The organism is Proteocatella sphenisci DSM 23131, assembly GCF_000423525.1.
Classification (GTDB): Bacteria; Bacillota; Clostridia; order Peptostreptococcales; family Filifactoraceae; genus Proteocatella; species Proteocatella sphenisci.
This window is the reverse complement of sequence record NZ_AUID01000021.1, coordinates 25014-47896: the sequence shown is the minus strand read 5'-3', so window position 1 is coordinate 47896 and position 22883 is coordinate 25014. Positions and strand designations below refer to the sequence as shown.

At 39.5% G+C, this 22883-nt stretch carries 19 protein-coding genes and 1 pseudogene; 11 read left to right on the top strand and 9 right to left on the bottom strand.

What is annotated here, in order from left to right:
* The 4 genes and pseudogenes from G558_RS14180 to nhaC all read right to left on the bottom strand — a co-directional run.
* A pseudogene (locus G558_RS14180) lies at positions 1 to 216 on the bottom strand (hypothetical protein); the annotation flags it as partial.
* A gap of 147 nt (positions 217 to 363) precedes the next feature.
* Positions 364 to 1893, bottom strand: coding sequence for an amidohydrolase (locus G558_RS0108790; RefSeq protein ID WP_028829850.1), 1530 nt, complete (start codon positions 1891 to 1893; stop codon positions 364 to 366).
* A gap of 42 nt (positions 1894 to 1935) precedes the next feature.
* Positions 1936 to 3558 carry an amidohydrolase gene (locus tag G558_RS0108785; RefSeq protein WP_028829849.1) on the bottom strand — a complete coding sequence of 541 codons (1623 nt, stop codon included), beginning with the start codon at positions 3556 to 3558 and terminating at the stop codon, positions 1936 to 1938.
* Complete coding sequence (gene nhaC, locus G558_RS12840; RefSeq protein WP_051188611.1) at positions 3555 to 5009, bottom strand: Na+/H+ antiporter NhaC; 1455 nt, start codon at positions 5007 to 5009, stop codon at positions 3555 to 3557. The genes G558_RS0108785 and nhaC overlap by 4 nt, the downstream gene beginning before the upstream one ends.
* 199 nt (positions 5010 to 5208) lie before the next feature.
* Here nhaC and G558_RS0108775 point away from each other — a divergent pair, with 199 nt between their 5' ends.
* Positions 5209 to 6351: an AfsR/SARP family transcriptional regulator gene (locus G558_RS0108775; RefSeq protein WP_028829848.1), complete on the top strand. Its 1143-nt coding sequence runs from the start codon at positions 5209 to 5211 to the stop codon at positions 6349 to 6351.
* Positions 6352 to 6368: 17 nt separating this feature from the next.
* Here the strand turns inward: G558_RS0108775 and G558_RS0108770 are convergent, their stop codons facing one another.
* The 4 genes from G558_RS0108770 to G558_RS0108755 all read right to left on the bottom strand — a co-directional run bounded on the left by G558_RS0108770 (position 6369) and on the right by G558_RS0108755 (position 9671).
* Positions 6369 to 7451 (bottom strand): hypothetical protein, encoded by a 1083-nt coding sequence (locus G558_RS0108770; RefSeq protein WP_028829847.1) that lies wholly within the window; start codon positions 7449 to 7451, stop codon positions 6369 to 6371.
* A gap of 78 nt (positions 7452 to 7529) precedes the next feature.
* On the bottom strand, positions 7530 to 7916 hold the full coding sequence (locus G558_RS0108765) for a hypothetical protein (RefSeq protein WP_028829846.1): 387 nt from the start codon (positions 7914 to 7916) through the stop codon (positions 7530 to 7532).
* A gap of 34 nt (positions 7917 to 7950) precedes the next feature.
* On the bottom strand, positions 7951 to 8436 hold the full coding sequence (locus tag G558_RS0108760) for a hypothetical protein (protein ID WP_028829845.1): 486 nt from the start codon (positions 8434 to 8436) through the stop codon (positions 7951 to 7953).
* Between the two features lie 11 nt (positions 8437 to 8447).
* Positions 8448 to 9671 carry an MFS transporter gene (locus tag G558_RS0108755; protein ID WP_028829844.1) on the bottom strand — a complete coding sequence of 408 codons (1224 nt, stop codon included), beginning with the start codon at positions 9669 to 9671 and terminating at the stop codon, positions 8448 to 8450.
* A 158-nt stretch (positions 9672 to 9829) separates the two neighbouring features.
* On the opposite strand from G558_RS0108755, the gene G558_RS0108750 reads away from it, so the two are divergent.
* The 6 genes from G558_RS0108750 to G558_RS0108725 all read left to right on the top strand — a co-directional run bounded on the left by G558_RS0108750 (position 9830) and on the right by G558_RS0108725 (position 15789).
* Complete coding sequence (locus tag G558_RS0108750; protein WP_028829843.1) at positions 9830 to 10852, top strand: alpha-hydroxy-acid oxidizing protein; 1023 nt, start codon at positions 9830 to 9832, stop codon at positions 10850 to 10852.
* Positions 10853 to 11156: 304 nt separating this feature from the next.
* Positions 11157 to 11411, top strand: a complete 255-nt coding sequence (locus tag G558_RS0108745; protein WP_028829842.1) for a TM1266 family iron-only hydrogenase system putative regulator — start codon at positions 11157 to 11159, stop codon at positions 11409 to 11411.
* 22 nt (positions 11412 to 11433) lie between these two features.
* On the top strand, positions 11434 to 12456 hold the full coding sequence (gene hydE, locus G558_RS0108740) for a [FeFe] hydrogenase H-cluster radical SAM maturase HydE (RefSeq protein WP_028829841.1): 1023 nt from the start codon (positions 11434 to 11436) through the stop codon (positions 12454 to 12456).
* 13 nt (positions 12457 to 12469) lie between these two features.
* Positions 12470 to 13891, top strand: a complete 1422-nt coding sequence (gene hydG / locus G558_RS0108735) for a [FeFe] hydrogenase H-cluster radical SAM maturase HydG (protein ID WP_028829840.1) — start codon at positions 12470 to 12472, stop codon at positions 13889 to 13891.
* A 34-nt stretch (positions 13892 to 13925) separates the two neighbouring features.
* Positions 13926 to 15170, top strand: a complete 1245-nt coding sequence (gene hydF / locus G558_RS0108730; RefSeq protein ID WP_028829839.1) for a [FeFe] hydrogenase H-cluster maturation GTPase HydF — start codon at positions 13926 to 13928, stop codon at positions 15168 to 15170.
* A gap of 52 nt (positions 15171 to 15222) precedes the next feature.
* Complete coding sequence (locus G558_RS0108725; RefSeq protein ID WP_028829838.1) at positions 15223 to 15789, top strand: hypothetical protein; 567 nt, start codon at positions 15223 to 15225, stop codon at positions 15787 to 15789.
* A 30-nt stretch (positions 15790 to 15819) separates the two neighbouring features.
* Here the strand turns inward: G558_RS0108725 and G558_RS0108720 are convergent, their stop codons facing one another.
* On the bottom strand, positions 15820 to 17535 hold the full coding sequence (locus G558_RS0108720; protein ID WP_036931840.1) for a sigma-54 interaction domain-containing protein: 1716 nt from the start codon (positions 17533 to 17535) through the stop codon (positions 15820 to 15822).
* A 344-nt stretch (positions 17536 to 17879) separates the two neighbouring features.
* Between G558_RS0108720 and G558_RS0108715 the strand changes: the two genes are divergently transcribed.
* From G558_RS0108715 to G558_RS0108700, 4 genes are all read left to right on the top strand, one after another.
* The gene (locus G558_RS0108715) at positions 17880 to 18674 is read left to right on the top strand and encodes an SDR family NAD(P)-dependent oxidoreductase (protein ID WP_028829836.1); all 795 of its coding nucleotides are present in this window, start codon (positions 17880 to 17882) and stop codon (positions 18672 to 18674) included.
* Positions 18675 to 18701: 27 nt separating this feature from the next.
* Positions 18702 to 20102: an aminomethyl-transferring glycine dehydrogenase subunit GcvPA gene (gene gcvPA / locus G558_RS0108710; protein ID WP_028829835.1), complete on the top strand. Its 1401-nt coding sequence runs from the start codon at positions 18702 to 18704 to the stop codon at positions 20100 to 20102.
* A 1-nt stretch (position 20103) separates the two neighbouring features.
* The gene (gene gcvPB, locus G558_RS0108705) at positions 20104 to 21660 is read left to right on the top strand and encodes an aminomethyl-transferring glycine dehydrogenase subunit GcvPB (protein WP_028829834.1); all 1557 of its coding nucleotides are present in this window, start codon (positions 20104 to 20106) and stop codon (positions 21658 to 21660) included.
* Positions 21661 to 21743: 83 nt separating this feature from the next.
* Positions 21744 to 22853, top strand: a complete 1110-nt coding sequence (locus G558_RS0108700) for an ATP-NAD kinase family protein (RefSeq protein ID WP_028829833.1) — start codon at positions 21744 to 21746, stop codon at positions 22851 to 22853.
* The last annotated feature ends 30 nt before the right edge of the window (positions 22854 to 22883 follow it).

Sequence of the window (22883 nt, the reverse complement as noted above, 5' to 3'; positions counted from 1 at the left end):
CATATTTGCGTAAAGCAATACTGCAAATAACATAATAGGGTTATAGCCTTTTCTTCCCTTGTTTGAGTATCTAGCCAGTAAGCTAGAAAAATCGAAATCCTCCAATACATTTATTAGGGTATAGACTGGATCGTCAGCAGGTAAACCTATTGTGTAAAGATTAAAATTAATAACCTGTTGTCCTTTTTCAAAAAATTGGTTATAATATTGTTTCATGGGCAGTTATATTATAAAATATAACGGGAAAAGATGGCAATATTATTTTGTCATTTTTTTTTGTTTTTTTTGCATTAAAAAAAGCGAACTAGTCGCTTTTTTCTTTGGGAGCTATTTCCCGACAGCCCCTTTTTATATTATAAATCTTTAAATTTTATAGATAATATCTCCAGATTTTATTGTAGTAACTACCTTTATTTGGTCTATAAGGGACTGGTCTACGCAAAGTATGTCTCTGTCAAGAATAATAATATCAGCCAGTTTTCCAGATTCCAGTGTTCCTTTGATATTTTCCTCAAATATGGCATATGAAGAGTTTGAAGTGTACATTTCAAGTGCCTCGTATACTGTGATTCTGTGTTTTTCCACGGGATGGTTTACCGCAGCTGAAATTCCTACCAAGGGATTGTAATCCGTAATATCACTGTCAGAGCCTCCCACAAGAAGTACGCCGCAATCTATTATTTCCCTGAACATATTAGTCTTTACATAATTTTGTCCCAGACGTTCAAAATACATCTTGTCCGGCCCGCCCCAATATGTCTCATAAGTTGGGTTCATAGAAAAGATGATTCCTAATTCTTTTGCTTTTTTTATGTGGTCTATAGTAGCGAGTTCAACATGTTCAAGTCTATGGCGAAGTCCCGTTATTCCAGTATGATAAAGCGCATATTCATGGGCAGCCAGTGCTGAACCTATAGCGCGGTCTCCTATTGTATAAAGAGATAATTGCAATTTATTCTTATAGCACTGGGCCACAAAATCATTGAGCTCATTTTGCGTATACCTTAGACTTCCCATTATTCCCGGACAATCTGCATATTCAAAGGAAAGGGCCGCTGTTCGAGCGCCCATGGTACCATCCACATAAAGGCTTCCGCCAACACGCTTCAGGTTATTGAGCTTGACTTTTTCCAAGTCCAGAGACTGATAAAACAAGACCATGTCTACAGGGAAATCACTTTCATATTCAAGTATAAAATCCGCATCTTTATCGCTGTACATATAACCGCCTTCCATAGCGTTGACGGTAGTAATTCCAGTCGACAGCAGAGCAGGGATCATATCAGACACCACTTCTTTTCTATACTTATCAGTTATGGTATCCAAAATAGTTTTTCTTAATACAGCATTTGCCTTGCCCCTTATAACTCCAGTTGCAACATCATTGGCATCTTTTTCAATACCATCCATATTAAAAGGTATCTTATAATACAAAAGACCATAAGTATTAAGCATGCTTACCTGATAATCCAGACTGTTTATCCACAAGGGCACATTTTTGCAATATTTATCAAGGAGAAGTCTGTCGGGGAAGGTTTTTTCTTCCAGATGATCCATTTGAAGACCTATGCCCATGATACTTTTTCCTGGATTTTTGAGTAGGGCATTTTCTATCTCACGTCCTATATCATCAAAGCTCTTTACCTTGTTTAAATCCATACTCTTTGCGTTAAGTGCAGTCTGAACAACATGGAAATGGCTGTCAATAAATCCAGGAAGCACGGTATTGCCCTGAGCATCAATAATAGTGGTGTTTTTGCCAATCAGGTTATCTTCTTCTCCACTTAGACCAAGAGAAAGAATGTTTTTACCTTTTATTGCAATCCAATCACCAACAAATCCATCCTTCATGGTTAAACACTTTGCATTTTTTATCAATATATCTGCTTTCAATTTATTCCCTCCAGCCATTTCCCATATTGTTAAACTAAGAACCTAAAATACTCTTCTTCCAGCTATATAAGTCTGGTTGACTTTGATATCTTTCAGATCGGATTCACTTGATTTAAATGGATCAGAGTCAAGAACCACTATATCTGCAAACTTTCCAACTTCGAGTGTCCCTAAAAAATCCTGCTGACCGGTAGCGTAGTGGACATTTTTTGTAAAGATTTCAACAGCCTCATATACAGACAATTTTTGCTCAGGGCCGTAACCGCCAGGGGGATTTCCATCTTTATCAGCGCGGGCAACAGATGCGTATATTCCAGATATAGGATCAAAGCTTTCAACAGGACAATCAGAGCTTCCTGTCTGAATAAGTCCGGCATCTTTAAGCGTTTTCCATGCATAAGCATTTTTTGCTCTTTCTGGTCCAATTCTGTCTTCAATCCAGCGATAATCCGTACACAAAAATATTGGCTGGATGTCAAGCACTACAGGTAGTTTTTTCATTCTCTCTAACAAAGAATCATTTATCATCTGTACATGGATTATTCTAAAAGGCAGGCGATTTGTCTGTTCTTTTTGGGTCATTCCCTTTGATCTTGAAATTTCAAGTGTCTGTTCAATAGCAGTAAGGGTCATATCAAGAGCCCTGTCTCCAATAGCATGAATTGCTGGCTGAAGCCCACTTTCATAAGCTTTGAGAACATTTGAAGTAAATTCATCCTGAGAGTAGAGAACAAAGCCTTTTTCCCCGGGCGCATCTGAATAATCTTCATAAAGAGCCGCAGACCTGGACCCCAAAGAACCATCAGAGAAGATCTTGTATCCGCCAAACTGGGTCAATCTGTATGGATCGGATTTTTGCTTATCAGTAAGCTTTTCCGGGTTGAAAAGTTCATCCATATACACAGTTACTCTTACGGGAAGTTCTCGAGAAGCATCGAGGTCTCTATAAGTATCTATATCTTCATTATATTGCCAGATTTTTGCGGCGTAGGTGTGAATGCTGGTAACGCCCTTAGAAGACATATGACCAAGCACCTCAAGCATAATCTTTCTTTTTTGAGCCTCATCTAAAAGAGGATCAGGGATTATATCGTCAAATACTCTTGTGCTTTGTTCTTTCAAGATACCATTAGGGTATCCATCTTCTTCAAACTCTACTATACCGCCAGAACCTGGATCATATCCAGGACCTACCCCGGTAATTTCCAAAGCAGACGTATTTGCAACTACCGCATGAAGACAGCAGCGCTTTACAACTATAGGGTGTTTAGTACTTATTTTATCTAAATCATGTCTTGTTGGAAATATGTTTTTTACAAACTTTGTCTGGTCAAAATTCACACCTTTAATCCAGTTTCCTTGTGGAGTTTCCTGAGCTTTTATGGACATGGTAGCAACAAGCTCATCTATGCTTCTGGCATGTTCGAGATTGACAAAAGTCTGGTTTTGGCAGTATGCGTACATATGCATGTGAGAATCAGCCATGCCAGGGATTAGAGCTTTTCCACCCAAATCAACTGTATGCCTGCTTTCATAATCCTCAGCAGCCTTGTCTGTTCCCGCAAAGACGATCTTTCCGTCCTTTATACCCAGTGCCTCAACTTTTTTGCCTTCATATTCCATTGTATATATATTTCCGTTTTTTAGCAATAGATCTAATTTCATTTTGTCACCTCATCCGTATATATTTCTTCAGTATCATTAATATTATCAGAAGGAGAGTCTACCTTCCACACAAACATACCAGTAATTGCATAGAAGAAGGCTATTACTGGAACTGCCCAGCACAATATTGCATATGGAGCGTATTCAAGCGGGCTAACCCCTAAAACTCCTGAAAAATAAACCGCACCAAGAGACCATGGAAGAAGCGGGTCAAGGCATATACCCGAATGTTCTAAAGTTCTTGAGGCAACAGTTCTCTTTATACCTAACTTGTCATATCCAGCTATAAACATCCTTCCTGGAATCAAGATACTTACATAGGGACTTGCGGTAGCCGCAATAGTTGCAAATCCTGCAATCATCTGGGTGATTATAAGGTTTCTTGAATTGCTTGTAAAAGCCCGGGCACTAAATAGCAAGGTATCCAGCACCCCTGTTTTTTCAAGAATTCCGCCATAGGAAAGCCCAAGGTATCCTATAGAAACGGTCCACATCATAGACTGAAGCCCACCCCTGTTAAGGAGTTTATCTACGTCAAAATTTCCAGTGTCGATTACATAGCCGTAATTCATATAGCTCATCATGTCGACAAGGTTATAGCCTTGAAATATAATGGCAATTAACATACCTGTAAGTGCACTTATTACAATTGTTGCCAGCGCATTGAACTTTCTAAGAGCAAGCACAACAACCAGTATCATGGGGATTAAGCTGATTATAGCATACATGGGAGTTATGTTGAAATTATCACTTAAAATATTAAGAAGTGGTCCGATTTGCTGATCGTTTATCTGCCCACTGGAATATTTCATTCCCAGAAAAACGGAGACTACAAGAGCAATTATATAGCCGGGAACTGTTGCAGTAGCTACACTCTTTATGTGGTCAAATACATTTACCTCGCAAGTTGCAGATGAAAGGTTTACAGTGTCTGAAATAGGAGATAGTTTGTCGCCAAAGATAGCTCCAGAGACAACCGCTCCTGCAGTCATAGCAGGGTTAATTCCAAGGCCTCCCCCTATTCCCATCAATGCAACCCCAAAAGTAGCAGCAGTTCCCCACGAAGTTCCCGTTGCCAGGCATGAGAGCGAACACACAAGAGTAGCCGTTAATAAAAAGTAAGTTGGAGATATAATCTGAACCCCATAGTAAATAAGTGAGGGAATAGTTCCAGCAGCAATCCATGCCGGAATCATAACTCCAATAAACATCAAAATCATCATGGAGATAGTGGCTATCTTAGAGCCATGAATAATACCTTCCTCAACCAAAGAAAGCGGGGTTTTGTTGAATACACATAACATCACTATTGCAAATACTGCTGCAAAAATCAAAGTCATATGTACATCTGGCGAGCCTATAGTAATTATCTGTGCTGCAAAACTGACAAATAAAAACAGTACTATGGCCAGGGATATCCCTAAAGAGGGCTTTTTAAAATCTTCATTCATTTTAGTTCTCCTTTTGTAGTGTATTTTTCTATATTATAAACAAAGAGTGTTCTTTGACCCGTTGTTTTTCTTATAACATATAAAAATACTATTTTTTTGATTCAACACCTTTCTCAACAACTTTTTGTGTCGACATGTGATACAATAAGGATAATTTACAAAATTGGCAAGTAGGATAATTTAGGATGAAGGTGAATGTATGTTAAAAATATCTTTTTTGGGGAAACTATATTTTGAATATGATGGCTTTGAAATAACAGATAAAATAGGAGCAAAGACCGCTGCACTTGTGGCGCTTTTAATGCTGCGAGAAAATAAAAATATGAGCAGGGAAAAAGCAACTTCCTATCTTTGGCCTGACAGCAATGAAGAATCTGCAAAATACAACTTGAGATATACCTTCTGGATGCTGAAAAAACTTATAGGAGAAGACTCTAAAAAAGAAAAATTTTTAAACATAGACAAAGAATACTGTGGAATAAATTCCAAATACAGGTTCAAATGCGACATATTAGAACTTTTGCATTTTGATGAAAACAAAGAATATGACATTAAAGAGCTTTTAGAAATAAAAGGTATTTTACGAGGAGATTTTTTTGAGGGGCATTATTTTAACAACTGCGACGAATTCAATGAACTCATATTATTTGAAAGAAATAATTTTGAAAATAAAAAAATAAAATTATTAAAAAAGATGGTAAATGTATATCAAAATCTTGAAAAATACGAAGAATGCATTAGTATACTAAATGATATATTCAAGCTTGATCCCTACAGCGAAGAAACAGCTGTAAAGGCTTTAGATATACACTACTTAAAAAACGACAGAGCCGGAGCCGTAAAATTTTACAAAATTTTTTCTAACAAACTCGTAAGTGACCTTGGAATAAGGCCATCATCTGATTTAGTTTCAAAATATAACGATATAAAAACAGAAAAAGCAGAAATTGTATCAAAAGCCACCAGCCATATTTCAATGAGCCGCGTTGACATCAGCACATACTGCATGAAAGATATAGAGTTCTTCTGGATAGCGGAGGTTATCGAAAATATAACAAGAAATAAGAATTTCAATCCACCCGTTTTTGAAGAATATGTATTAAGAGATATTTCATATATTGTCCCAGATATATGGGAAGATAATATAAAATATGATGAAATCTTTGCCGTGCCTCAGGTGAGAACAGTAAAAGCCTGCATATGTTTCATAAAGCAGGCCTGCAAGAATAATTTACTGGAGATAAGGATTGAGAATTTTAAGGATATGGACAAGATATCTTATGGAATATACAAGCACATAATAGATCTGAATATTGAAAACATAAAATTCATATTACCTTAATTCAATGTAATGCGGGATTAGGGCGATATGAATTTTATGTCGTAATATCGTATATAGTCCTCTTCTATTTTGAAATCATTATCCGCAGTTTTCCTTAACAGTAGCTGTCCCTTGTCTGAAAATTCAAAGCTCCTGCTGTCTTCGGTCTCAGCAGTATAAGTAATTGTATAATCATATGCAATAGCGTCATCTTCTTTTTTAGCTAATTTAAGATCTATATCCATGTTTTTTATAGAAACTATATTATTCTCTTTAAAGAACTTAAGGCGTGCTCTGTAAATTTCATTATTCAAAAAGCTTGCATACCCTTCTTTGGTAAAGTATTGCTTATAATTATCATACAAATATTTATACATTACGGTCACTTTTTTTTCAAACTCATCTTCGCCAAAGCCGCCTGTATCTATGGTAGCTAGATCTATATATAAGAGCGTCTCAAGATACTCTAAGGACATTTCATCAGACGGAATTGAATGATCCTGATTATTGGGAAGGAAAGTATCCAGGTTAGTTGATATTAAAATAATGCTTAGATACTCTTCTGAAGAATTAATATATGGCTTAACTAAATCAATTTGAATATAATAATCATTAATTTTATTTTCCCAGGAAGATCTCTCTTCAAAACCAAAACGATCTCCTGATGTTCTTTCACTTGGAAATTTAGTAGTGTTTACAGTATCATATTCTTTTGAAAAAACATTATAAAGCTGATGCTTATTTTTAAATCCACCGTTTAGAATAGTAGCAAAAACAATAAAATTTTCCCATTCACTTTTTGGTAATGAATATTCATTGTTATAGTACAAAGCTGCTGAAACATTGAGAAATGTTTCTCCATCTTTTAAACCACTTATAACATTACCAATTAATTCATCATCTTTTCTAAGATTATATATAGTTTGGCCCTCAACAACAGGTTCTTGTTCTTCCACAGTCCATGAAAGACCGGCTTCTTGTAATGCGGATTCAACAGTAGTAATGTCGAGGGGGTACTTTGGAACTGTTAAAGTCTGATTTGTACAGCCACTAAAAAAGATAAGAGAAAAAATAAAAAATACTGCTAATAAAAAACTACAAATACGCTTGTTTAGATTCATAATTTTCACCTCGGTTCAGTTAAGATATTACTCAGAGTGTATCGTTTACTATGTAGGGTGGTTCTTAATTGGATTTGATTATAGGCGTTTAAATAAAACGCTAAATAGTATAAAAATCCCTCCGAAATAATGTTGGCTGGCCAGGACTCTCAGGTGTGTAAGCCATGCCTGATGAGCAAGAACATAATCACTTCTTGGTCTGAACCATACGCTCATCAGGAATAAACCAAGTCCAAACTGAATTCCAAAGATTATCAGGCTTAATATGATTTGATTCTTTCTGATTTCAACATTTTTCACAGACAGATATGTAACAATCAGCAATGTGAAACTCAGGATATATAACGGAGCAACTTTAGAAATTGGCGCCATTTCATCTTTAATGTATATTGACAGAAAGAACATATACAATAATACACTCACAAAACTACTAATAATAAGCTGACGCAGATTTAGATTTTTCATTGTGTAAGCCTCCCTGTTAAATATATTTTGAGCATCATTCAAAATCAGATATAAGCTTTTTGCCGGGAGCCACAGTTTCATCATAAACTGACTTCCACAGCTCCTCTTTTTGAGCATCAGAATAGTTCTCAATCCTCTCTATCACAGCTTTGGTGCTGACTTCAAAATCGGATTCAGCTGATTCTAGTGCCTTGTCCTTAACTTTCTTATAGGCAGAAGAAATGCTCTTCATCTCTCCGGCAAGCAGCCTGGATGGATATTCGTAGTTCCTGATATAGTCGGTGTAATCATACTTGTCTTCAATTTCCAGTATAAGTTCATTAAAAGAATCTTCAAGAACTTCTATATGAGACTGAGCTTCTCCAAGGCTGATATCATCATCGAGCTCAATCTTCGGGATGGTATTTGTTATGACTATCTCATCCAGAGCGGACTGAACCTCTTTTGAAGGCCCGCATCCAGTGAGCGAAAAGGCAACAAAAACAATGACGAAAAGGTACATGGCAATTTTTTTATACAATAGAATACCTCCTATTCAGTTTTCCCTATCCTCATTATAAAAGGTGAAATGATCAGTATACATATACCCGTAACCATTATTATATATTCTATCTTTACCGCATCACCGAGGGGTCCAAACAGGAGCATCCCAAGAGGCATCACAGAAGAAATTATAATCTGAACTATGGAAAACACTCTTCCCAGCATATTTTCTGCTACGTTTTCCTGTATAAGTACAGTTTCAGCGGTAGCAAACAGAGGCATGAAGATACCCGAAATAAATATTATAATAAGATACGCCCAAATGTTGCTCGCGAATCCAATAAGTGTCAAAGTGATTCCAAATCCTACGCAGCTTAGTGTCATAGTTGCGAGTCTGTTCTTAAATCCTCCCCATAACGAGATGATTATTCCCCCGATTATGGAGCCCGCGGTCCATAAAATTTCATTCGCTGTCAGTTTCCATACCTCGGATCCAAAACTTCTTTTTACAAGAAGCGGAGACAGAAATGCGACAGGAGTTACAAGAAAAAAGAACAACATGTAAAATACAAGCAGACTGCGAATAAGTGGATTGCTCTTTATATATATAAAACCTTCTTTCATGAACGCCAAGGTTGAAACCTTGGCCTGGTCAGCTTCTGACGGTTTTTTTTGATGTACATTTTCATATTTAAGGGCAGCCATTATAAGGATGGCTACAAGAGCAGAAAACACATCCACGTAAAGCGTAGAAGCAAAACCCATGGTTCCCAGAAGTATCCCTCCTGCGGCAGGCGAAGCTATCAGAAGCACTGACGTGAGTGAAGAGTTGATGCCGTTTACCCTCGTGAGTTTGTCCTTAGGAACCAGTTGAGGGAGGATTGCACTCACTGCAGGCAGCTGTATGCCCGTACCTATTGACCTGATTGCATTTACGAGAAATATCATGCCAAGGCTGAAGTTTCCCCCTGCGAGAAATATCACAAGAAAAAGGCTTGCCAGAGCAGACATAAGATCTGACAGCATTATTATAACTTTTCGGTTGTAACGATCGGCCCAGACCCCTGCAAAGAGTGATATTACTATCTGAGGAAGAAACGACGTTATTATAGAAAGCGCCATTACCTTAGCAGATGAAGTCTCAAGCGTTATATGCCATATTATTGCGTAACTTACTATGGAAGAGCCAAATATAGAAAACATCTGACTTGCAATAAAAATTCCCGTTCTTTTTTTCCATGCCTGTGAATCATATTTTAAAATTTCACTCATATATTACTTCCTTTTTCCATTCAGTATACAGTGAAAAAAGCACACATACAATCATTTTGTGCTGCTCAGATTGCATTTTGTGCAAGCTCGATAGCCCTTGAGTATCTTGATATGATATAATTATAGAACAAGAATAATATAAAGAAAAGAGGTAAAAAATGAACTATCAAGAAGTTATTGCAAACGCAAAAAAAAATATAGGACCACACTGCAAGGTATGTCCGCAGTGTAACGGTATAGCATGTAAGGGCGTTATTCCAGGACCTGGAGGAAAAGCAAGCGGAATCGGATTTATCAGAAATTATCAGGCCTTCAAGGCGGTATCACTAAACATGGATACTCTGCATGATGTAGTAGATCCGGACATATCCATAGAGCTTTTTGGAAAAAAATTCGACCTTCCGGTATTTGCAGCACCGGTAGGCGCAGTGCAGCTTCACTACAGCGATCTTTACGATGATCTTAAATATTCAGAGATTATAATAAAAGGAAGCAAAAATGCAGGAAGCATAGGCTTTACAGGGGATGGAGTTGTAGCATCAGTATTTGACGGTACGGCAGATGCCATCAAGGCATGCGGAGGACACGGAATCCCAACAATCAAGCCGTGGAGCAAAGATGAAGTGATTGAAAAAATAAGAACTGCCGAAGCAGCAGGTTCTTTCGCGGTAGCAATGGATGTTGATGCGGCAGGCCTTGCAATACTTGCAGTACAGGGAAAACCTGTATATCCGGTATCTGAAGAAGTGCTTAGACAGATAATATCTTCAACAGAGCTTCCATTTATAGTAAAGGGAATAATGACAGCAGAAGCAGCCCTCAAAGCGGCAGAAGCTGGCGCATATGCAATAATCGTATCAAATCACGGAGGAAGAGTGCTTGATGATACACCGTCAACGCTGAGCGTGCTTCCCGAGATAGTGCAGGCAGTAAAAGGAAAAGTAAAGATATTTATAGACGGCGGAATAAGAACCGGACTCGATGTATTCAAGGCTATAGCTCTTGGCGCAGACGCAGTGCTTATGGCCAGACCATTTGTTACGGCAGTATACGGCGGCGCAGAAGAAGGCGTGGAGCTGCTTTACAATCAGATTGGATCGGAGCTTAAAAATGCCATGCTGATGACTGGCTGCAAAGACCTTGCTTCAATAAATGAAAAGCATGTGAGAAAAACCCATTGACAAAACTTTGACAATGATATAGAATGGTATAAATCCAAAATTATTATTTTTACACTGAAAAATGCTGATCCTGAAGGTAAAGGAGTACCTGACCCTGATGGATCAGCTGTAATTTCGGTAATACAAATATGATTTATGGTAAAAATTAAATAGTGTGAAATTTTTCTGATGGCCCAAGGGGTAAAAACCTGGGATAAAGTTAACTTACAGAGATTATAAATCTGCCTTTTAACACATCAGAAATGGTGTGTTTTTTATTTCACAAAAAATAAAGAGATATAAAAATAAAAATTTGGAGGAAAAGATGGATACCAAAATAGCCATAGTTAGCATAATAGTCGAAGACTCTGAGAGCAGCGCCCCAACAAATGACCTGCTTCACGAATTTTCAAACTACATAGTAGGACGTATGGGCATACCCTACAGGCAAAGAGGAATAGGGATCATATCAGTAGTTGTAGATGCCCCGCAAAATGTTATCAGCAGCCTTTCTGGAAAACTTGGAATGATAAAAGGAATAAATGTAAAGGTAACAGTATCTAAAACAGGAGAAAAATAAAATAGTGCAGAAGGGAGGTAATATGGATAGAAATGCCACCAAAGAAAAATCATACCTTATAGACAGCTTGTCCCAAGGATACTTACCAGAGCCTGAAGAACTCATAACCCTTCTTGAGGGCGGCATAGACGAGTATCTTTTCCAAAAAGCGAATGAAATGACCCTTGAAAGAAAAGGCAAAAAAGTAGATATAAGAGCTATACTCGAATTCTCAAACTACTGCAGATGCAGGTGTACATACTGCGGTCTGAGCGCCGAAAACCCAAATGTAAACAGATACAGACTATCTGAAGAAGACATAGTAAAGACGACTCTTGAGGCTGCTCAGGCAGGCTACAGAACAATAGTGCTTCAATCAGGAGAAGATCTCTTTTATACAGAAGAAAAGATATGCAAGATAGTAAGGAAAATAAAAGCGCAATCAGACATATCAATAACCCTGAGCATAGGAGAGCGCCCATACCAAGAGCTCAGCGCCATGAGAAAAGCAGGGGCGGACAGATTTTTACTCAAGCATGAAACCTCAGACGAAGATTTTTATAAAGAGATCCACAAAGGTGATCTTCTAAAAGACCGAGTAGACACTCAGAAAAATCTCAAATCCCTGGGCTATGAGACTGGAGGAGGGTTCATGATAGGAATACCAGGGCAGACCCTTCAAATGATTGCAGGAGACCTTCTTCTCATAAGAGAAATTGGCTGCGAGATGGCAGGAATAGGACCATTCATATCCCATGAAGATACTCCGCTCAGAGGTCAAAAAAGTGGAGATCCACTGCTTACAAGAAGGACCGTAGCAATAGCAAGGCTTCTGCTTCCAGATGCCAACCTTCCGGCAACGACTTCACTCGGGGTAATTGACAGTTCTCAGCTTGATCTTATATTCAAAAACGGAGCCAATGTAATAATGCGAAAAGTGACTCCCTGGAGCGAAAGAACCAAATACGAAATTTATCCTACAAATTTTGGTGAAGAAAAAGACATAAAAACCGCAAGAACAGAACTTGAAAAATATATAGAGTCGTTAGATAGAATTCCCGTTTAGAAGAGGAGAAAATATGTATAATTCAAAATCAAAAATAGCAGAAGAATTTATAAATCACGATGAGATACTGAAAACCATCGAATATGCAAAGCAAAACAAAGACAACGCCGAGCTTATTGATTCAATACTAAAAAAAGCTTCAAAATTTGAAGGATTAGACCATACAGAAGTAGCAGTGCTTCTTGAATCAGAGGACAAAGAAACAATTGCAAAAATCCATGAGACTGCAGCAAAGATAAAAGAACATATATATGGAAACCGAATAGTTATGTTTGCCCCTCTTTATCTGTCAAACTACTGCATAAATGAGTGCAGATACTGTGGATACCACCATTCCAACAAAGAGATGACAAGAAAAAAACTTACTCAGGAAGAAATCAAAAAAGAAGTAATCGCCCTTCAGGATATGGGACACAAAAGACTTGCGTTAGAGCTTGGAGAGGACCCCGAAAACAGCTCACTGGAATACCTTCTTGAAAGCATAAAGACAATATACTCTGTAAAACATAAGAACGGAGAAATAAGAAGAGTAAATGTAAACATAGCAGCGGCAAGCGTGGAAGACTATTTAAAGCTCAAGGAAGCGGGAATCGGAACCTATATCCTCTTTCAGGAAACATACAACAAAGATACTTATGGATACATGCATCCAAAAGGTCCAAAGCATAACTACGCATACCATACAGAGGCTATGGACAGAGCCATGGAGGCTGGACTTGATGATGTTGGAATAGGCGTACTTCTGGGGCTTCATGACGACTACCACTATGATGCAGTAGGCATGATGCTTCACGTAAAACATCTCGAAGATACCTTTGGAGTAGGACCTCACACAATGAGCTTTCCAAGAATCAGAGCAGCAAGTGACGTGGAGATGTCGCAATACACTGGAATCACAGACGAAAAATTTTATAATCTGGTAGCCATATTCAGGCTGGCAGTCCCATATACAGGCATTATAATCTCCACAAGAGAGACCATGGAAAGCAGAGCGGACCTTTTGAAACTTGGAGTATCACAGCTTAGCGGAGGCTCATGCACAGGCGTAGGCGGATATGATGAGATGGCAAAACTGGAAAAGGCAAACACATCACAGTTTGATGTAGAAGACCACAGAACGCTTGACGAAATAACTCTTGATCTCGCAAAAAACGGCTACATTCCAAGTTTTTGCACAGCATGTTACAGAGAGGGCAGAACAGGTGACAGATTCATGGCCCTTGCAAAAGTAGGCCAGATAGGAAACGTGTGTCAGCCCAATGCCCTGCTTACACTTCAGGAATACCTTATGGACTACGCTTCGCCAGAGACAAAGGAAATTGGAGAAAAAGTTATAAGAGACCAGGCTCAAAAGATACCAAATCCGGAGATGAAGCAAAAAACAGCCCAGTGGCTCGAGAGGATAAAAAACGGAGAAAGAGACTTTAGAGTATAGATAGCATAGATAGTTATAGAATAAAGGAGGCGACATGGCAGTAAACGAACTAAACGCTACCCCAAATGCCCTAAGGCTTCACATAGCCATATTTGGAAGGCGAAACAGCGGAAAATCATCACTCATAAATGCCATCTCAAATCAAAATACAGCGCTCGTGAGCGATGTGGCTGGAACGACCACAGACCCAGTATACAGGCCAATAGAGATACATCCCCTTGGACCATGTGTACTTATTGACACAGCAGGCTTTGATGATGAGGGCGAGCTCGGACTTATGAGGGTTGAAAAGACCAGAGAAGTCATCTCAAAGACAGATCTCGCAGTAATGGCAGTAGTAGCAGGTCAGAGCGATTTTTCAAAAGAACTTGAGTGGCTGGCGTTTCTGGACGAAAAAAAAATACCAGTACTGCTTACGATAAATAAACTGGACACTGTTATGACTTTGCCACTGGGGTCAGGCGTCCATGAGGCGAAACCGAATGAGCGCTCTGCCATTAATCTTCCCCAGGAGCTTGAAGGCCTTGAGAGAGTATATATAAGTGCAAGAGAAAATACCAACATCGAAAAATTCAGGCAAAAACTCATAGAACTTGCGCCTTCGGAGTATGAACTCGACTCCATAACAGCCCACCTTATAAACAAGGGAGATCATGTGCTGCTCGTAGCGCCGCAAGACATACAGGCTCCAAAAGGAAGGCTTATACTTCCTCAGATACAGACTATAAGAGACCTTCTGGACCACAAGGCCATAGTATCAATAGTTACTACAGACAAGCTCGAAGAAAGCCTCATGCTTTACAAAAATCCACCAAAGCTTATAATAACCGACTCTCAGGTATTTAAATATGTAAAGGACAGATGCCCCAAAGAGACCCTGCTTACATCGTTTTCGGTGCTTATGGCAAGGTACAAGGGCGACATAGACGAGTTTGTAAGAGGGGCCGCGGCCATAGACTCTCTCAGTGAAAAAAGCAGTATACTCATACTCGAGGCCTGCAGTCACAATCCCCTTGATGGAGATATAGGAAGAATAAAAATTCCAGCAATGCTCAAAAAACGCTTTGGAGAGAATATAAAATTCACATGGAAGAGTGGAAATGACATACCAGCAGACGTCTCAAGCTTTGATTTAGTAATTCATTGCGGGGGCTGCATGCTCAATAGAAAGAATGTAATATCAAGGATACAAAGGTGCAAAGACCAGAAAATACCAGTTACCAACTACGGAGTTTTTATCGCTCACATGAGTGGAATCCTCTCAGATGTGGTATATTAAATAGTATAACTCTAAAATGAGTATCATTTGATTAACATCTGGAGGGGTAATTATGAAAACTGTATCAAAACATAGAAGATCCAGGTCACTATATAAAAGATTTCTCGCACTACTGACCCTGATTATAGTATCTTCATACCTGACGACAGCGTGTGCGGTATTGCCTGTAAAAGACTCAGTACAAAACTTTACAAAAGAGTACCTGGGCAAGGTTCTCAGCGAAAGTTTTAAAAAATCCAAAGAGGATTTCCCTGGAGAAGATCAGGCAAGCAGACTTAAATCAGAAAAATATATCCAGAGTGAATTTGGAAAATATTTTACAGATTCAGGCTATGAGCTTTTTGTCAGTGAAGAAATATTTGCCAGAAGACTTGGATATTTTAGAGAAAATGATATACAAAAGATACTCAATATCATAATAACCGTCAGTGCAAGCCAAGGCAGCGATGAAAAAGAAGACGAAATAAGCTATGACTACAGGATCGAATACTATGCAATAGACTCAGATAACGGATCCGAAAAAATAACAGACTCTGGAGTGCTCCAGGTAATAAAAGAAAACGCAGGAAGCTACATCATAGATTCAGATGAGATAAATTACAGCGATGTATTTTCTTAAAAAAATAATATCACAAACAAAAATACGGGATCATGAGATCCCGTATTTTTCCATTCTCCTATAAAGCGTCCGCAGGCTTATGCCCATTTTTTTTGAAATGTTATTCTTGCCCTCAAGAGAGCAGCCATATTCATCAAGAAGCTCAAGTATATGTTGGTGCTCAAGCGTATCCAGATTGCATTCCAAAGATTGACCAGAGACTTCTAAAGCGGCATGAGTAAGGGCAGGAGGCAGGTCGCCTATAGACATCATTCGCCCATCTGAGAGATTGGTCGCATATTCTATGACATTTTGCAGCTCTCTTATGTTTCCGGGCCATGAATACCTGAGCATGAAATTCGTGACATCTTCATCAAAACCCTCAAGACTTGTGTCCATGCGATTCTTGAGAGTTCGCAGATAATCAGAGGCTATAGGCATTATATCTTGAGTCCGGCTTCGCAGAGGAGGAAGCTCCAGGTTGATTACCCCTATCCTGTAATAAAGGTCCTGCCTGAACTTGCCTGATGTCATCATATCAGATAGATCTCTGTTGGTGGCTGCTATAACTCTTATGTTGAGTGAAATCTTTTCAGTAGAGCCAACCCGCTCGAGTTCATAATCCTGAAGGACTCTGAGCAGCTTTGGCTGGGCATGCAGGGGCATCTCTCCAAGCTCATCAAGAAACAGAGTTCCGCCCTGAGCCATCTCTATCTTTCCTGTTTTTCCACCTTTGCGGGCACCTGTAAAAGAGCCCTCTTCGTATCCAAAAAGCTCACTTTCAAAAAGATTTTCAGGAATGCTGGAGCAGTTTATGGCCACAAAAGGATAGGTCCTGCGACTGCTTCTTTCATGGACAGCTCTCGCGACAAGCTCTTTTCCCGTCCCTGTTTCACCTGTTATGAGAATTGGGGTAGGGCTGTCGGCAAGCTTTTTGACAAGTGAGTGGATTTTTTTTGTCTCACTGCTGGCTCCGACCATGCGGTCGAGATAGTCACGCTTTTTGTCATCTTCAAATATTTCATTGGAAAACCTCAGCACTATTGCCACCACGACCTCATTTATGACAACATTGCTGGTAGTAAGCCTTGCACGATAATTTTCCATGGATATCTCATTTTCAAAAAACTCCTCCCCCGCTAGTACTCGCTTTACTATATTATCAGGCAGGATATGCCACAATGAAGAAGACATCAGGTCACACGAAGGCATGTTCTTTACAGCTATGGAATTACACTGAGTTATGACTCCGTTGGAGTCAGTAAGGAGCATAGAAGACCTGGATACATCAAATATTCCGTTTACATAGTGCTCTGCCTTGAAGGCGTGTCCCTGTCCGTTTTGATTAACGATGCTTTCCCCTATAAGGCCAGAAATTTCCGTTAAAACATCTCGATACATATCTATATTTGAAGAAATCCTCTGATGACCTTCCTTTGTAAATGAAGTCATTGCAATAACTCCCATAACAATCCCATCAGCCTTTATGCAGCTGAGGATTTCAATTGTAGAAGGGCAGTTGTCCTTAAAGCGGCAGCCAACGCACGATGCCATCTCACCCGGCCGATTGACAAGCACACTTCCATAACTGAGCACCTCATTTATAGAAGGTTCATGAACGGTCCTTCCCTTTCGCTTGAGATATACAGGAGTAGAGTAAAAAAGCGCTGCACTGTTGTCAAAAACGGCAATTTCAACCTTCATTGCATTAGCAACTGCCTGGGTGATTCTTTGCACTGATGAACGTACTTCTTCCAGAATATACAATCTTACACCACCTTACATAATAAATTTTCAGACTATTGGGTCATTATATAATGAATTGTCAATGTTGACAAGTAAAAAACCTGCTTGCCACAAATATTGTCAAAGCATATAGTGTTTGCCATAAAAACTGACAAATAAATTGTGGGATATGACAAATTCCCGCCTGTAAAGGATTTTTTTGGATAGACAAATCATTTAAAAAAATTACAAATGTCATTGTTTGCAGCGCTTACATATAAGGAATTTAATTTCCTATATAAAAAAACAGAAAAGTGGCAATGTTGGCACGATTAATGCATTAAATATATTACATGAAAAATAAAATTACATAGGAGGAATTAAATATGCTATACAAAAAAGATTTGCTTGATTTAACAGGTAGAGTTGCCATAATAACAGGAGCAGGTTCAGGAATAGGTCTGGGAACGGCTCAGCTTCTTTCTGCCTACGGTGCAGCCGTAGCAATGGTAGACGTTAGTGATGCAGCAGAAGAAAAAGCTGAAGAGATAAGAAAAGAAGGAAGACAGGCAGCATTTTTCAAATGTGATGTAAGAGACGAAGCTCAGGTAAAAGCTACAGTAGAAGCCGTAAAAGAAAAATTTGGAAGAATAGATATACTTTTCAACAATGCCGGAGTTACTGTAAGAAAGACAGTTCCAGAGCTTTCAGAAAAAGAATGGGATTTTGTTCTCGATGTAGGCCTTAAAGGACTGTTCCTGTTCTCTAAATATACAATACCAGTAATGGAAGAGCTTGGAGGCGGAAGCATAATAAATACCGGTTCTGGCTGGGGCCTAAAAGGCGGAGACATGGCAGCGGCGTATTGCGCAGTCAAAGGCGGAATTGTCAATGTTACAAGAGCAATGGCAATAGATCACGGAGCAAAAAAAATAAGAGTAAACTCAGTAAATCCGGGAGATACAGATACAGCAATGCTAAGGGATGAGGGAGTACAGACAGGGCTTGTCAAAGATGAGAACTCCCAAAATGCATATCTGGAGGACTGTGGAACAGGAAGACCACTGGCAAGAATAGGAATGCCAGAAGACATTGCCAACGCAGTTTTATACCTTGCAAGCGATCTTTCAAGCTGGGTTACTGGAGCAGCACTTGTGGTAGACGGAGGCGGAATCGCTTAAATAAGATTAACAGAGGAGGAAAGATAAATGAAGGGATTTAAGAATCACCCATATATACCAAACTCAGATCCTGCAATCCAGAAAGAAATGCTGGAATACATTGGACTGAGCTCTTTAGAGGAACTTCACGAGGAGATTCCAGAAGAGATAAAACTGAAAGCACCGATGGATATGGAAGAAGCCATACCATCTGAATATGAACTAAAGAGACACATGATGTCAATTCTTTCAAAAAACATGGACTGCACAGAAAATCTTTGTTTCCTTGGAGCGGGATGCTGGCCTCACTATGTACCGGCAATCTGTGATGAGGTAAACAGCAGAGGCGAGTTCCTTACAGCTTATGGTGGAGAGCCATACAACGATTTTGGAAGATTCCAGACGCTGTTTGAATATCAGAGTATGATTGCAGAGCTTGTTGACATGGAAGTTGTCAATGTGCCAACTATGGACTGGGGTCAGGCAGCAGCTACATCTATAAGGATGGCAGGAAGAATAACGGGGAAAAAAGACGTTTTCGTATCGGGAACAATAGCTCCAGACAGACTGAGTGAAATCATAAACTACTGTAAATTAGATCTTAACATCATAAAAATAGCCTATGATTCAAAAACAGGACTCATGGACCTTCAAGATTTAAAATCCAAGCTGACAAAAAATGCAGCCGCAGTATATTTTGAATATCCATCGTATCTTGGATTTGTTGAAACTCAGGGAAGTGAAATTTCCAAAATAACGCATGATGCAGGAGCAGAGCTTGTGGTAGGAGTAGACCCAATATCACTGGGAGTGCTTGAATCACCAAGAACGTGGGGAGCAGACATAATATGTGGAGATCTTCAGCCGCTTGGAATCCACATGAATTATGGAGGAGGCCAGGGCGGATTTATGGCAACCATGGACGAAGAAAAATACGTAATGGAATATCCATCCAGACTTTTTGGTATAGCACCAACCTCAAAAGCGGGTGAGTACGGATTTGGAGACGTTGCATATGACAGGACTTCCTTTGGAAACAACAGAGAAAAGGGAAAAGAATACGTAGGAACTCAGACCGGTCTTTGGGGAATAACAGCGGGAGTATATCTTGCGATCATGGGACCAAAAGGAATGCAAGACGTTGGAAATAATATAATTCAGAAAAACCTTTATACAAAGCAGGAGCTTTCAAAAATAGACAATTTATCCCTTAGATTTGACAGTTTTGGATTCAAGGAATTTGTCGTAGATTTTGGAAAGACAGGAAAGACTGTAAGTGAAATAAACAAAAAGTTAATTGAAAAGAACATATTTGGAGGAAAAGACCTTTCAAAAGAGTTCCCAGAGCTTGGACAATGCGCACTATACTGTGTGACAGAAATCCATACAAAAGAAGATATAGACTGCCTTGTAAACGCGATAAAAGAATCAGTGAAAGGAGAGTGCTAAAATGAAAAAAATAGACAGAAGCAACATAGTAAGGGACTTTCATCAGGCAAAATGGGACGAGCCGATAATATTTGAACTGAGCACTCCCGGCGAAAGAGGTATAATCGTACCAGGACCAGGACGTGAAATAGAATCACAGGTAGGTGATGCAGTATCTGCAATACCAGAAAATCTGAGGAGAAAACAGGCACCGGCTCTTCCTGAAGTTGCACAGCACAGAGTACTTAGACACTATACAAGACTTTCACAGGAAACACTTGGAGCAGACGTAAACCTTGAGATAGGCCAGGGTACATGTACTGTAAAATACAGTCCTAAAATAAATGAAGTAATAGCAAGAAGCTCAAAGATGACAGAGCTTCATCCAGAGCAGGATCCATCAACAACACAGGGAATCCTAGAAGTTTTTTACAAGATGGACAAATCCCTTCAGGCAATATCAGGTATGGACAGATTTACATTCCAGCCATCAGGAGGAAGCCAGGCAATATATGCAATGGCTGCCCTGGTTAGAGCATATCATGAAAAAAATGGAAATGCAGGTATAAAGGACGAGATTATAACAACCATATATTCACATCCATCGGATGCAGCAGCTCCGGCAGTGGCAGGATACAAGATAAAGTACATCTACCCTGACAAAGACGGATATCCAGATCTGGAAGCCTTCAAAGAAGCAGTATCAGAGCGTACAGCAGGTTTCTTTGTAGCAAACCCAGAAGACACTGGAGTATACAACAAAAACATTCTCGAATTCACAAAACTTGTACATGAAAACGGCGGACTTTGCTGTTACGATCAGGCAAATGCAAATGGACTTCTTGGAGTTACAAGAGCAAAAGAAGCGGGATTTGACATGTGTTTCTTCAACCTTCACAAGACCTTCTCAACCCCTCATGGATGCGGTGGACCGGCATGTGGAGCGCTTGGAGTAACAAAAGAAATAGAAAAATTCCTGCCTGCACCGGTAGTAGAATTTGACGGAAAATCATACATCCTCGATTACGATCGCCCAGACTCCATAGGAAAAATAAGAAGTTTCAGTGGAGTGGCACCGGTTGTACTTAAAGCATATACCTGGATCAGAACTCTTGGAGCAGAAGGACTTTACGAAGTTGCAAAAGTAGCTGTGCTGAACAACAACTATATGTTCAGGAAACTTATGGAAATCGACTGCGTAGACGCACCATATATAGAAGGAAAACAGCGTATAGAGCAGGTAAGATACACACTTGAAAAGATGTTTGATGATACAGGAATAAGCACAGGAGATATACAAAGAAGAATGATGGATTTTGGAACCCATTACTGGACAAGCCATCACCCTTATCATATTCCAGAGCCGGCAACACTTGAGCCTACAGAGTCTCCTTCAAAGGCGGATATAGATGAATACGTTGCAATATTAAAGCATGTATTGACCGAAGCATACGAAAATCCAGAGATATTCAAAGATGCACCACACCGAAGTGTATCGCATCAGGTAGATGAATCAGGCATGGACGATCCACAAAAATGGGCAATCACATGGAGAAGCTACAATAAAAAGTATAAATAAAAAATGCAGATAAAATAAACAAATAAAAACAAACGGCATAGCAAAGTCTATGTCTTTTGTTTATCCAAAAAGGAGATTTTACATTGAAAAAAATAGGCCTTATAGTAAACCCAATAGCAGGAATGGGTGGCAGCACAGGGCTCAAAGGCACAGACGGGATGCTTGAAGAGGCCCTTAAAAGAGGAGCAAAACCAAACTCTCCAGGCAGAGCAGTCAAGGCCCTTGAGATTCTTACAGAAATAAAATCAGAGTTTTCAATCCTTTGCGGAAGTGGAGCGCTTGGTGAGGATGAAGCGCTTTTGGCAGGACTTTCTCCAGAGCTAATAAACATAGAGGCGCAAAACAATGCACAAGACACCAGAAATCTCTGCCGGGAATTTTTAAAAAATGAGGTAGACGCAATCATTTTTGCAGGTGGGGACGGTACCGCAAGAGACATACTAGATATAATACAGGACCAGATTGTAGTAGTTGGAATACCAGCTGGAGTGAAGATTCACTCCGCAGTATTTTCACAAAAACCCGAATATGCAGGTCAGCTGCTGAGAAAGTTTATCTTAGGAGAACTAAGAGGCACAAGACTTGCAGAAGTAATGGATATAGACGAAGAACTCTACCGGGCAGGGACTGTATCATCAAAACTCTACGGATATATGACGGTGCCTTTTGACAACAAGCTGCTCCAGGGCAAAAAATCAGGGAGCCTTCCATCAGAAGCAGCTAATCAGCAGTCCATGGCCTGGGATATAACGGATTTCATGGAGCAAGACGTTATATATCTGGTGGGACCAGGATCCACGACAAGCTATATAATGAAGACTCTTGAGCTTCCATACACACTGATAGGAATAGATGCAGTGATGAACAAAAACCTCATTGCACAGGACCTTTCAGAACAAGGAATACTGGAGCTAATGGATAAATTTCCAGCTCAGAAAATAAAGCTCATCCTTACCCCAATTGGAGGTCAGGGAATAATCCTGGGCAGAGGTAATCAGCAGATAAGCAGCAGGATTTTAATGCACATCGAGAAAAAAAACATAATCGTCATGGCATCAAAAAACAAGCTGGCAGAGATTAGAGGCAGAGCATTTATATTAGATACAGGAGACAAGGCTACCGACGAAAAATTCGGGGGATACATGAACGTAGTTACAGGCTACAAAGAATATGTCATTTACAAAGCAGAATAAAAAACCCCTGATATCAAAGGATCACATGTT